Source organism: Bartonella sp. 11B (genome assembly GCF_002022625.1).
GTDB lineage: Bacteria > Pseudomonadota > Alphaproteobacteria > Rhizobiales > Rhizobiaceae > Bartonella > Bartonella rochalimae.
The window spans coordinates 493,559-506,584 of sequence record NZ_CP019783.1; the positions used below are offsets into that span (position 1 = coordinate 493,559).

8 protein-coding genes and 2 tRNA genes are annotated in these 13,026 nt (G+C 34.7%); 5 read left to right on the forward strand and 5 right to left on the reverse strand.

Translation table 11 applies throughout. The features are described 5' to 3' along the window. Positions 1–200: 200 nt before the first annotated feature. Positions 201–276 (reverse strand) — tRNA-Phe (locus Bho11B_RS02170). Between the two features lie 751 nt (positions 277–1,027). Between Bho11B_RS02170 and Bho11B_RS02175 the strand changes: the two genes are divergently transcribed. After that, complete coding sequence (locus Bho11B_RS02175) at positions 1,028–2,317, forward strand: adenylosuccinate synthase (protein WP_035005682.1); 1,290 nt, start codon at positions 1,028–1,030, stop codon at positions 2,315–2,317. A gap of 221 nt (positions 2,318–2,538) precedes the next feature. Beyond that, positions 2,539–3,972, forward strand: a complete 1,434-nt coding sequence (locus Bho11B_RS02180; RefSeq protein ID WP_078673540.1) for a hypothetical protein — start codon at positions 2,539–2,541, stop codon at positions 3,970–3,972. Positions 3,973–4,051: 79 nt separating this feature from the next. Here the strand turns inward: Bho11B_RS02180 and rpoH are convergent, their stop codons facing one another. From rpoH to Bho11B_RS02195, 3 genes are all read right to left on the reverse strand, one after another. Beyond that, positions 4,052–4,969, reverse strand: coding sequence for an RNA polymerase sigma factor RpoH (gene rpoH, locus Bho11B_RS02185; protein ID WP_078673541.1), 918 nt, complete (start codon positions 4,967–4,969; stop codon positions 4,052–4,054). Positions 4,970–5,127: 158 nt separating this feature from the next. After that, entirely contained in the window at positions 5,128–6,129 is a 1,002-nt protein-coding gene (locus Bho11B_RS02190; protein ID WP_035005687.1) for an RluA family pseudouridine synthase, read from the reverse strand. A 37-nt stretch (positions 6,130–6,166) separates the two neighbouring features. Then, positions 6,167–7,597: an aldehyde dehydrogenase family protein gene (locus Bho11B_RS02195; protein WP_078673543.1), complete on the reverse strand. Its 1,431-nt coding sequence runs from the start codon at positions 7,595–7,597 to the stop codon at positions 6,167–6,169. 269 nt (positions 7,598–7,866) lie between these two features. Between Bho11B_RS02195 and Bho11B_RS02200 the strand changes: the two genes are divergently transcribed. Beyond that, positions 7,867–10,443: a DNA translocase FtsK gene (locus Bho11B_RS02200; RefSeq protein ID WP_078673544.1), complete on the forward strand. Its 2,577-nt coding sequence runs from the start codon at positions 7,867–7,869 to the stop codon at positions 10,441–10,443. Positions 10,444–10,880: 437 nt separating this feature from the next. Here the strand turns inward: Bho11B_RS02200 and mscL are convergent, their stop codons facing one another. After that, entirely contained in the window at positions 10,881–11,294 is a 414-nt protein-coding gene (gene mscL / locus Bho11B_RS02205; protein WP_035005692.1) for a large conductance mechanosensitive channel protein MscL, read from the reverse strand. A gap of 431 nt (positions 11,295–11,725) precedes the next feature. Here mscL and Bho11B_RS02210 point away from each other — a divergent pair, with 431 nt between their 5' ends. Together Bho11B_RS02210 and Bho11B_RS02215 are read left to right on the forward strand one after the other, a co-directional pair. Further along, a complete protein-coding gene (locus Bho11B_RS02210) occupies positions 11,726–12,814 on the forward strand; it encodes a quinone-dependent dihydroorotate dehydrogenase (protein ID WP_078673545.1) in 1,089 nt (362 codons plus the stop codon). Between the two features lie 102 nt (positions 12,815–12,916). Continuing rightward, a tRNA-His gene (locus tag Bho11B_RS02215) sits at positions 12,917–12,993 on the forward strand. The last annotated feature ends 33 nt before the right edge of the window (positions 12,994–13,026 follow it).

Below are 13,026 nucleotides of genomic sequence, written 5' to 3' on the forward strand. Positions count from 1 at the left end.
ACAAATATGGTGAACAGCTGTGTGGATGGAAACAGGTCCAAAAAGTTAAAACACAAAGATAAAGAGATCAAAAAACAGGATTAATTTGTCACAGATTTTAGAGAAGAATCTAAAATCCTATTCCCTCACCTTTATTTTTGTATCCCTCACCTTAAAAAAGATAAATAAAATCAATAAGTTATGTGTTGCTAAAAAGCAGATGGTGCCCAGACGCGGATTCGAACCACGGACACGCGGATTTTCAGTCCGCTGCTCTACCAACTGAGCTATCTGGGCATATCTCAACAAATTCATAGAGTTCGTGAGGTTATAACATCAAAATTTTTTCTGTCTAGTCGCCAAAATAAAAATAATCTATTTTTTTAAATTTATTCTTTGGTATCTATTTCAGAATGTGAAGCTACACTATATTCTATTTTTTCATATATTAAGAGAAACATTCAAGTATCCCAAATATAAAGTGATCATCAAGATAATAAATTCAGAATAATATATAATGTAGGTTAGAAGAAAGTTTATTATTAGTATAATGAGAAATTTTTAAAAATTTTTTAAAGAGAAAATATTCTAATATTTTTTTCCTTAATGATTGATTTGTAAAAAGCCATAATAATATTATTAAGTTTAAAACTGGAACTTTAGATTTTAGGGAAGTTTGATCGTCTTTAAGTTACATTGTTTTGTTATTAGGAAAGGTTGTGGTCGGTAGTGATGATGGTTTGACCTTATCTTTAAGAAAAATTATCCAAATATGTATAATACTTTTATTGTGCAACGATTATGGTCTTTGTTATTGCTGTTGTGAGTATTAGAGTATAGGCTTTTTAAAGAGTTGTGATGTGTTTGAATGAAGAGAGGTATTTTTTAATATTGACGTGCAGTCTATTTTGGTGATTTAAAAATGCTTGTTCATATGAAAATAAGCAAAAAGTTGAAATGAATAGGCACACTTGCTATAAAATTTTATTATAAAGAACCATTTGTTTTTGAACACTGGTGTTATTTTCCAAATACAACGGAGAAAGTTATGGCCAATGTAGTAGTTGTCGGCACACAATGGGGAGATGAAGGCAAGGGTAAAATCGTAGATTGGTTGTCTGAGCGGGCGGATATTGTAGTAAGATATCAAGGTGGGCACAATGCTGGTCATACATTGGTTATTGATGGGATTAGTTATAAATTATCACTGTTACCATCTGGTGTAGTTCGTGGAAAGCTATCAATTATCGGGAATGGTGTAGTTATTGATCCCCATCATTTTGTTGCAGAATTAAAAAAATTACGTGCTCAGGGTATAAAGATTACACCGGAAATTTTGCGTGTTGCTGAAAATGCTCCTTTGATTCTTTTTGTGCATCGTGATCTTGATACAGCTCGGGATAGTAATGTTTCTGGTTTGATAATTGGTACGACAAAACGTGGTATTGGTCCTGCTTATGAAGATAAAGTAGGTCGCCGTTCCATACGAGTAGTAGATTTGGCAGAGGCTGATACTTTAATGCCAAAGATTGAAAGGCTTATGGGGCATCACAATGCTTTACGTCGTGGTATGGGGGTTGCAGAAATTGATCCACAAACAATTTATGACGAATTGATGCAAGTCGCAGATGAAATTTTACCCTTTATGGAGTGTACGTGGCGTCTTTTGGATGAAAGTTACCGTATAGGGCGGCGTATTCTATTTGAAGGTGCACAGGGTGCATTATTGGATAATGATTTTGGAACTTATCCCTATGTAACCTCTTCTAATACAGTTGCTGGGCAGGCTTTTATTGGCTCTGGTTTGAGTCTTAGTTCAATTCATTATGTATTGGGTATTGCAAAGGCTTATACAACGCGTGTGGGAGAAGGACCATTTCCGACGGAAGAAATGAATAAAATTGGTGAATTTCTTGGAGAGCGCGGAAATGAATTTGGTGTTGTGACTGGTCGGAAACGTCGATGTGGTTGGTTTGATGCTGTTTTAGTGCGTCAGATGGTGACTATTGGTGGCGTCAATGGTCTTGCACTGACAAAGCTTGATGTTTTTGATGGTTTAGATGAAATTAAAGTTTGTATTGGTTATGAACTTGATGGTAAAAGAATAGATTATCTGCCATCCTCTATGGGAGCGCAAGCCCGTGTTCAGCCTATTTATGAGACATTAGAGGGTTGGAAAGAAACAACAGCGCGTGTATCAAATTTGACAGAACTACCAGCGCAAGCTATCAAATATGTGCGCTATATTGAAGAATTAATTGGTATACCAGTAGTTTTATTATCAACTAGCCCTGAGCGAAAAGATACAATCCTCATTGCTGATCCTTTTGGGGATTAAGTTTTATCTTATACCTTAATGATAGCAAAAATAAGCATCTAAGACTATATAATAGACAAGGTACAAAATAGCGTTGTTTATTTTTGTACTCATCTAGATTGCTATATCGTTTCTACTAATGTCAATTACGTTAGTTGAGGGCTAAAGTAATGAATGATTAGCGCTTTAATTTTGTAAACTGAGGAGTTTTCCTCTTAAGTTTAAGAAAGACTATACAGAATATGATAGATTTCGTTGGGATCTTAAAAAATAAAATTAATGCGCAAAAAGATATTACGCCCAGATTACGTAAACAAATTTATGAGCATGCTACTAAAACATTAGAGCATACAATCGTAAATATGAAATTGCCAAAAGAAGCAATAGAAGCGCAAAGAAGTGCTTTGCAAAGTGCTATTACGATTGTTGAAGAGGAATATTTAGCTGTTGAAAAAGAACAACTTTCTTTAATTATAGGATGGAATTGTACAGACAGAAACAGTGGTGAGAAAAATGAGCAAAGCTCTATATCATCATTAGAAAATAATGCTTCGGTTTTGGCTACAGAAAAACAGCAACAATTATCTATTCCTCATTTAGTTGATAATGAGATTTGTGATGAGGCATCTGTAATGTCAGATATACCGGATGCGGAACTTGTTAAGTTAGACGCTTTTAATGCCCATGAAAAGGATCAGAATATTAAAAAAGATATGTCTAATAATGCTCTTTTAGTGTCTACTTCGCAAGTGGATAATGCTCATATTGTGTCACATATCTTTTCGCAAGCTTTACGGCGCGCTAATCGTTCATCGCTGCAGAAGCATATTTTAGTAAGTGTTGTTTCTTTTTTTACTATTATTATTTTGTTTAGTGGTATTTTTTTTGTTAGTGGACGCATATTTATATCGGGCAATAAAAATTTGCAGGAGAAAAATATTCAAACGTCGAACGCACTACAGAAAGCAACTCAAACAAATCGAAAATTAACACAACGCTTATTAGAGGATGGAAGTGAGGTTGATGTTGGTCCAGCTGAAAGAACCGAATCTCCAAGTGCAGAAGGGACATCAACAGTTGTTGCAACTAATTTAAAATCGTTTGGGCAGGTAGGTGAGGCTGTATTATATCAAATGGCTACCAAACATGATTCAGGAAAAGCAACGACGGGTAGTGTATCATGGTCATTGATAACAGAAGATTCTGTTAAAGGGATTCAAGGAGAATTGGCTATAAGAGGTGATATTACAATTCCAGATGAAGGGTTATCATTACGGTTAACTTTACGTCGTAATACTGATGAAGCTTTGCATGCCGCTTATATTATAGATCTAATTTTTATTATTTCTGATAAATTTTCAGGACAAGCAATCAATAATATTAAATCATTGACTTTTAAGGAAAGTGGAAAATCGATCAGTCAAACTTTAGTTGGAACTGTAACTGCTAAGATTGATAATGATTTTTTCGTTTTTGCATTGGTTGGCAATCACCCGTTTCTTGATAGAAATTTACAGCTGATACGTGATCTAGATTGGTTTCATTTAGTGATAAGCGATAAAAATGGCCGTATGCATGAATTAAATTTTGCAAAAGGACCAGCAGGCCAAGCCATTTTTAAAGAGGTTATTGGAAAATGGCTTATGAAAGAAAACAATCATAAGCCTTTGATGTAAAAAACACTGAAGTTGTTCTCAACCTACTTTAAATAAATCATTTTGTAGTATGAATATACGTTATGATGCTAAGTTTCTTTTACTTTTCAGATTTATGCAAATCAACCTGATTTCGTACTTTCTTCTGGAATAAAGCAGAGGTTTTAATGAAATTTTGTATTTTTTCAAATGCGCGCGCTTCAATCTGTCTAACGCGTTCTCTGCTAATGTTAAATTCATTTGAGAGTTCTTCTAGCGTTAGCGGATCATCTCTTAAACGGCGAGCTTTAAAAATACGTTTCTCGCGTTCATTAAGATTATCCATAGCGTGTATTAATATGGAATAACGATTCTCTAATTCATTTTGCTCAATTAAAGTTTGTTCTTGGTTATTTGAATCATCAACTAACCAGTCTTGCCATTCATAACTCTCACCTTTATTTGTAAGAAGAGGAGCATTAAGAGAAGCATCACCATTAAGTCTACGGTTCATTGATACCACTTCATCTTCTGTAACTTTTAATCGTGTTGCAATTTCTTTAACTTGTTGCGCATTGAGATCACCGTTATCAAGCATCTGAAGTTTATTTTTTAATTTACGAAGATTGAAAAAAAGACGCTTTTGATTAGCAGTCGTTCCTATTTTCACTAAACTCCATGATCGCAGAACATATTCTTGAATTGATGCTTTAATCCACCACATTGCATAAGTTGCAAGCCGAAAACCACGTTCTGGCTCGAAACGCTTAACAGCTTGCATAAGTCCAATATTTCCTTCTGAAATAACTTCTCCAATGGGTAAACCGTAACCTCGATATCCTATTGCAATTTTCGCTACAAGACGTAAGTGACTGGTTACCAATTTATGCGCTGCTTTTGGGTCATTATACTCACGATAACGCTTAGCTAACATGTATTCTTCTTGTGGCTCAAGTACTGGAAAACGGCGAATTTCTTCTAAATAACGGTTCAGACCATTATCATTTGCTATAAATGATGGTAAATTTATATGGGCCATAGAGCACCCTCCTTTTGCATGAATTCCCTTAAAGGCGAATTTTATTTACAAACATTATATATATATAACACATTTCTTTCTTTATTTACACTATTATAATTCTTGATTTTATTCGAAACTGGATATTTTATTATAAAATCTTGTAATGATTAAAGGTTTCAATTAAGTTTTTTTAAATGGTTGAGAAGGTCAGCCAGATCTTTTGGAAATGGCGAGGAAAAAGACATAATTTCACTGTTAGCTGGGTGCTCAAAGGTAAGACTAGTTGCATGGAGCGCTTGCCGATTAAACTGATCGATTGTATTTTTAATTTCAGGATCAAGAGTATTTGATTTTGTTTTAAAAGCGTTTCCGTATACTTTGTCTCCTATAAGGGGATGACCAATATGAGACATATGGACGCGAATTTGGTGTGTGCGCCCGGTTTCTAGACGACATTCTAGAAGACTAGCCAAAGATGTTGTATCATTACAGGTTCCGTATTTCTCTAATAGAGAAAAATGCGTAATAGCACGGCGAGCATGAGCATATTCACTATGAACAACAGTGCGCTTTGTTCGATCACGAGAAGAACGAGCAAGGAACGTATCAATTGTCGCAATATTGCGATTAGGAGAACCCCAAATGACAGCATGATAACGTCGGTCTAATGCGCTAGTTCGTCCATGATCAGCAAATTGTGCATTAAGGTTTCTATGAGCAAGGTCGTTTTTAGCGATAACCATAACACCGCTTGTGTCTTTATCAAGACGATGAACAATACCAGGACGCTTAATACCTCCGATACCAGATAAACTATCACGACAATGATAAATAAGTCCGTTTACTAAAGTTCCTGTCCAATTACCATTGCCAGGATGGACAACAAGACCAGCTGGTTTATTAATAACAATAATATGATTATCTTCAAACAAAATATCAAGAACTAGAGCTTCACCTTGAGGTTGTGCCTCATTAGGAGTCGGTATTGTTAATTCAATGATTTGATTAGATTTTAATTTTGTTTTTGGTTCCTTTATTAATTGACCATCAATTTTTAAATAACCCTCGCGGATTAGAGTTTGCAAACGTGAACGTGATAATTCACCTTTATATTGTTTAGCGAGCCATTGATCAATTCGTTGTCCACATGCATTTTCATTCGTTATGTGTTGTGTCACTACATGATCCTCTTTTTGAGGTTTTTTATGGGATTTTTTACCAATATGAAATCGCTTTGGTATCTAAAAATTCTTCAATTCCCCAACGTCCACCTTCACGAGCACGTCCAGATTGTTTTACACCCCCAAAATAACTGCCATCAGGCAAATCGTATCCGTTAATTTCTACCATACCAGAACGTAGTTGTGTAGCAATACGTTGACATCTATTTCGGTCTTGTGATTGTATATAATTGGTGAGACCATATTCTGTATTATTGGCTAAGGTTATAGCTTCTTCCTCTGTATTAAAGGGAATAATTGAAAGAACTGGACCAAATATTTCTTCTCGGAAAATACGCATGTGCGGTTTCACATCAGCAAAGACTGTTGGCCGTACATAATAACCTCTTTTCATATTTATAGGGAGACCTGTACCACCAGCAACAAGAGTTGCTCCTTCGTCGATTCCAGATTGAATAAGCGCTTGAATTTTATCGTACTGTTGTTTTGATACTACGGGACCAATATGATTTCCTGATTGAGAACTTAGTCCTACTATTGTTTTTGCAGCAATATGTTGTGCTATTGTTACAGCTTTATTATAGATCGAATGCTCTACAAGCATACGTGTTGGTGCATTGCAGCTTTGCCCACTATTATGAAAACAGTCGTTTACGCCACGTTGAATCGCATCATCAGAAGCATCAGCAAAAATAAGATTAGCCCCTTTCCCTCCTAGTTCTAAGCAGACCCGTTTTAAGGTATCACTAGCATTTTTAGAAATAGCTTTTCCTGCTCTTGTTGAGCCAGTGAAACTGATCATTTCTAAATCTGGATGTGAAGATAAATAAGAGCCTACATTGATTCCATCACCGTTGATTAAATTAAAAACACCAGCAGGTAAAGCAGCTTCATCTAAAATTTCAGCGAAAAGCATTGCAGAAAGAGGAGCAAGTTCAGAGGGCTTTAAGATCATAGTACAGCCAGCCAATAATGCAGGAATAACTTTTAAAGTTATTTGATTCATGGGCCAATTCCATGGTGTAATCAATCCGACAACACCAATAGGGTCATATTGCAAAACTGCATGATTACAGCCTTTTATTAAAACTTTTTGAAAAGAAAAGTCTTTGAAAGCTTTAATAAAATTGCGAATATGGTAGCTACCAGCAGCAGTTTGAGAATTTCGCGCCATATCAATAGGTGCACCCATTTCCATTGAAATAGTTTTGGCAATATTTTCAGAGCGTTTTTCGTAAATTTCTAAAACTTTTTCAATAAAGGCAAGACGTTGTTTTGGTGTAGTTGTTTTCCAATTTTGAAAAGCATTTTTGGCAGCTGTAATTGCTTTATCTACGTCTTTGATATTCCCAACACTAATAACAGCACAGATTTCTTCTGTTGATGGGTTAATAACATGAAGATCGTTGTTTGTATTTGGATTTTCCCATAGACCGTTGATATAAAATTGTCTCTTATTTAACATAATCTATTTACCATTTCTTTGTCTGTAAATTATAGAATACAGTTTGCTTTTGTAACAAGAGGTTTTTCAATGAAAAGCGAACAGGTTTAAAGCATAAGAGCAGTATCACATTACCATATCAGTGAATTATATTTTTCTTTAATTAATTTCTTTTATTGCGAATTTTAAAAAATTTAACGTTTGGCAAAAGGTTATTAACCTTCATAATATAAAATTACGTATTCTCTTTGTAAAATAATTATTCTCATTTCTATAATTTGTTGGTTATCATGCGTCATTTGAAAACAAAATCTATTTCTACGTCTTGTCCTGCTGATAAAAGTGAAGAAGATGTATCAAAAAAAGATTCATCAGCGAATGTTGTTGAAATGCTTTCTTATCCTGCGGTGTGGAAAAAAGCATTTTCTCTTGGGCAGAACGTACGTTTTACCCGAACACCAGAAGTAGAGATTTTGCGTCGTCGTATAGAAACAGATCCAATTTTTGCAAAACAATTTAAAGGTTTTATGGGGAAAAAGCAGCAAAGATTTACGGATATGACGAAATTAGATAGGGTGGAAATGGAATCTCAATTGACAGAAAATGAAATAAATATTTCGTTGTCTGAAAAGAAAGCATCGCTTTATTCTTCAGCTGCTTTTAAACAATTTATACAACAGACTATGGTTACGCCAATTAAAGAAAATAGAGTACATCATTCATCTGTGATAGAAGAAGAAAACGTAACCCAAAAAACAGATCATACGTTATATCTATCTGATTATTTGTCTGATGATGCATTTTTTGAGTGCGATCCTTTTATATTAGGACAAATTAATCAGAAGACTTCAAGAGAAGAAGCATTGGTTAATTTTATTCATAATAAAGATTTATTGGAGACTGATTCTGTTATTGATGAATCAATTACTGCTTTTTATCGTGTGTTTGAATTTCATCATCCTCAGCTTTGTAATATGGGTGAATCAAAAGCTTCAACAGGAGAGATCAAGGATTCTGAAAAAATTTTTGATTTGAATTATACGGAAAGTGAAGTTGTTCAAGAAATTCAAATGTGTCATGTTGAATCTTCTTTGAAAGACGAAGATAATGAAGTTATAAAGAGCCAAGATTCTTCTGTTGTTGAAGAATCTATTTATGAAGCAAACAATATAACGGATGCTGTAGCGCATAATAACTTGTCCCATGTTACTGATTGCATAACAGTAAGAGAGGATATAGTGAATGCTTCTCCAATGAGAGAAAAAGAAAGCGGACAGAAAACGACAGGTGTACCATTTCGTGGTCGTGATTCAGCTTTTATACCAAGTTTGCATTCTGTAAACTGCGGTGCTTATGAATTTCCTCCAATTGATTTATTACAAGAACCTGTTTTTAAGGATGGCGCAATTATTTCGCAAGAAACATTGGAGCGTAGTGCAGGGCTTTTGGAAAGTGTTTTAGAAGATTTTGGCATTAAGGGTGAAATTATTCATGTTCGCCCAGGGCCAGTGGTAACAATGTACGAATTTGAACCAGCAGCTGGGGTTAAATCATCACGTGTTATTGGCCTTTCTGATGATATTGCTCGTTCTATGTCTGCTATTTCTGCTCGTGTTGCTGTGATTCCTGGACGGAATGTTATTGGAATTGAGTTGCCAAATGCAGTTCGTGAGACTGTTTATTTGCGCGAATTAATTCAATCAAGTACTTTTGGTGATAGCGAATTTAAATTAGCTCTCGCTTTAGGGAAAGGGATTAATGGTGATCCTGTAACAGCAGAATTGGCAAAAATGCCTCATTTATTAGTTGCTGGAACGACAGGATCAGGAAAGTCAGTTGCTATTAATACAATGATTTTGTCGATTCTTTATCGACTTTCGCCAGAGCAGTGTCGTTTGATTATGGTTGATCCTAAAATGCTGGAATTATCTATTTATGATGGTATTCCGCATCTTCTAACACCTGTTGTAACTGATCCTAAAAAAGCTGTAACGGCTTTAAAATGGGTGGTTCGTGAAATGGAAGAACGTTACCGAAAAATGGCTAAATTGGGTGTACGTAATATTGATGGTTTTAATGCACGGGTTGCGCTTGCTGTGGAAAAAGGTGAGACAATTATGTGTACTGTACAGTCGGGCTTTGATAAGGAAAGTGGAGAAATACTTTATCATGAAGAAACTATGGATTTGACGCAGTTGCCTTATATTGTTGTTATTGTTGATGAAATGGCGGATCTCATGATGGTGGCAGGTAAAGAGATTGAAGGCGCTATTCAACGTTTAGCACAAATGGCTCGGGCTGCTGGTATTCATCTTATTATGGCTACACAGCGCCCTTCTGTTGATGTAATTACAGGCACAATTAAGGCAAATTTTCCTACTCGTATTTCTTTTCAAGTTACATCGAAAATTGATAGTCGTACAATTTTAGGTGAACAAGGTGCTGAAACCCTTTTAGGGCAGGGAGATATGCTTCACATGGTTGGTGGTGGCCGTATTGTGCGTGTGCATGGACCTTTTGTTTCTGATAAAGAAGTAGAGTCAGTTGTTGCACACCTTAAAAAGCAGGGGAAACCTGATTATTTAGCAACAGTAACAGATAGTGAGGAGGATGATGACGATTCTGAAGTTGCTGATTCTGTTTCTGAAATTGTTGCAGCAGGAAATTCTAGTGAAGATGGTGAAGAGCTTTATGTGCAAGCAGTTAAAATTGTATTGCGTGATAAAAAATGTTCAACGTCTTATATTCAGCGTCGTCTTTCAATTGGCTATAATAAAGCGGCTGCTCTTGTAGAACGAATGGAAGAGGAGGGTATTGTTGGGGCTGCTAATCATGTAGGGAAACGTGAAATTTTGCTTAGTAAGTGATTTAAAAGCGATATTAATATCTTATAACTATCAGATCTATATTAGAGCTAAATGATTCATTTTTAAAAGCTCATATTTTATGGTAAATCTTCATAAGATTGAATAAAAAGTGGTAGAGTAAAAGAACTATTTGAAGATTTCAGTTTAATAAATTGTCACCCATCTATTCTTATAGAGGAAAAACAGACTTCAAAATTGTAATGAGAGATAACAGTTGCAATAGAGACGATAAGAAATTGTACGAACGATATAGCTTTATGATCAAATAGATAGTAGGCATTGTGTAAGCGCTTATTGGAACCGGTTTCGATTTTATTAGGTGCCAAATAGTGTAAAAGGGATTGGGAATCAAACTTATTAGTTTAAAAACTTAATCACGGAACAAAGGTCAGAATTATTTTTCTATGTTCCATGATTAAAGAGCTATATATGTAAACTTATTTTTTATTGGCTAATAAATCGCGGATTTCTGTTAAAAGTTTTTCTTCAAGAGACATGTCTGTTGGATTTTCTGCTTCTTTTTGTTGACGGCGAATTTTATTGATACCTTTGACAAAAAGGAAAAGAACCCAAGCAATAATCAGAAAATTGATAAGAAGTGTTATAAAATTTCCATAGCTAATGGTTGCTCCTGCTTCTTTCGCAGCATTTAGGGTTGCTTGTTTTTCACCTGCGAGTTGAATAAACATATTAGAGAAGTCAATACCACCTGTGATAAGACCAATAACTGGCATAAAAATATCATTAACAATTGAATTAACTAGACCACCAAAAGCGCCTCCTATAATGACACCGATAGCTAAATCAATCATATTTCCTTTTAAGGCAAATTCTTTGAATTCTTTAAGCATTGTGTTTTCCTATTTATATTTGCGATGTATAACAATTTTAACTATCGCTTTTAATAAAAAAGAAAAGAGTAATTTTAATTTTCTTGCTCAATTATAGTGTAGATATCAACAATATTTTACAATATTCTTATGATAATGAAAATGCTCTACTAAATGTTTTATTTTACGCTAATATTAAAGATATTTTATAGTGAAATACCTATATTAAAAATCATGAAAATATGTTAGATGTATAAGTTCACTTCGATGATTTATCTGACTTTTTCAATATTTATAAGAGTAAAGTTAATCCCTTAAATTATATTGTACATTTTTGTACTATAGAGATTTATTTTATCATTTATATGCTATTTTGTCTTTATTGGTGGTTTTTGATGTCAAAAATTTCAATAAAATGCAAAAGATAGATTTTATTGTATAAAGGCAGATTTATGGGTTTCTTTCGTTGTATTGGTCGTTCCGCTTTATTTATGTTAGATCCAGAGCGTGCGCATCATTTAGCTATTTCTGGATTAAAAAGTGGACTGGGTTGTTGTCAAAAGATTTTTGATAAGCGTTTATGTGTCAATATTTTAGGACTTACTTTTGAAAATTTTATTGGCCTTGCTGCAGGCTTTGATAAAAATGCAGAAGTTGTAGATTCTATTTTACGCTTAGGGTTTGGTTTTACTGAAATTGGTACAGTTACACCAAAACCACAGGTTGGGAATCCAAAACCACGGCTTTTCCGCTTGATAGAAGATGAAGCTATTATTAATAGAATGGGTTTTAATAATGACGGATACCAAACTGTTTATCGTAAGCTTTGTGCACGGAAACGCGTTGGTATTGTAGGAGTCAATATTGGTGCGAATAAGGATGCAGTAAATAGGATTGACGATTATGTTTCTGGTATTGCTTGCTTTTACGATGTTGCTGATTATTTTGCGCTTAATGTTTCTTCACCTAATACACCAGGTTTACGTAATTTGCAGATCCGTGATAGCTTGCATTTTTTGATTCAAGCAATTTCGCAAGCGCGTAGCGAACAAAAGGAAAAACATGGATTCTCTATTCCGATTTTTTTGAAAATTGCTCCTGATTTGACGGAGAAGGAATTAGATGATGTGGCTCAAGAAATAAGTGCTTCTGATTTTGATGGTTTAATTATTTCTAACACGACTCTTTCGCGTAGGGGACTCACAGATAGCAGGTGGATTGATGAAGAAGGTGGGCTATCAGGACGTCCATTATTTGAACGTTCTACTATTGTTCTTGCAAAAATGCGTAAAAAATTAGGAAAAGATATTGCAATTATTGGTGTCGGTGGTGTGAGGGATGCACAAACAGCTTTGGAAAAAGTTAAAGCTGGTGCAGATTTGATACAAATTTATAGTGGAATGATTTATGAAGGACCAAATATTGCTGTAACCATTATGAAAGAAATTTTAAAGTTGATGCAGCAAGAGGGTGTTGATAATATAACAGCTTATCGCGATTATAATGTTGACAATTGGGCAAAATGTGCACTCTCTTTATAATAAAATTGTTGTTTTTTGATAAAAAATGTAAGTTTTGTTTAAAGGGGCTTGCAAACTCTTTTGATCTTCCGTATGTCACACAAACAAAAAGTAAGTATTTATGCGGTTGTAGCTCAGTTGGTTAGAGCGCTGGTTTGTGGCACCAGAGGTCGTAGGTTCAAATCCCACCAACCGTACCATTTTTCACTGTGTTTAGTAAAATTAAACGGTAT

Bases quoted from the DNA above. Each gene is read 5' to 3' on its own strand.
- Bho11B_RS02200 (WP_078673544.1), top strand. From the start codon at position 7,867: ATGCGTCATTTGAAAACAAAATCTATTTCTACGTCTTGTCCTGCTGAT.
- rpoH (WP_078673541.1), bottom strand. From the start codon at position 4,969: ATGGCCCATATAAATTTACCATCATTTATAGCAAATGATAATGGTCTG.
- mscL (WP_035005692.1), bottom strand. From the start codon at position 11,294: ATGCTTAAAGAATTCAAAGAATTTGCCTTAAAAGGAAATATGATTGAT.
- Bho11B_RS02195 (WP_078673543.1), bottom strand. From the start codon at position 7,597: ATGTTAAATAAGAGACAATTTTATATCAACGGTCTATGGGAAAATCCA.
- Bho11B_RS02175 (WP_035005682.1), top strand. From the start codon at position 1,028: ATGGCCAATGTAGTAGTTGTCGGCACACAATGGGGAGATGAAGGCAAG.
- Bho11B_RS02210 (WP_078673545.1), top strand. From the start codon at position 11,726: ATGGGTTTCTTTCGTTGTATTGGTCGTTCCGCTTTATTTATGTTAGAT.
- Bho11B_RS02180 (WP_078673540.1), top strand. From the start codon at position 2,539: ATGATAGATTTCGTTGGGATCTTAAAAAATAAAATTAATGCGCAAAAA.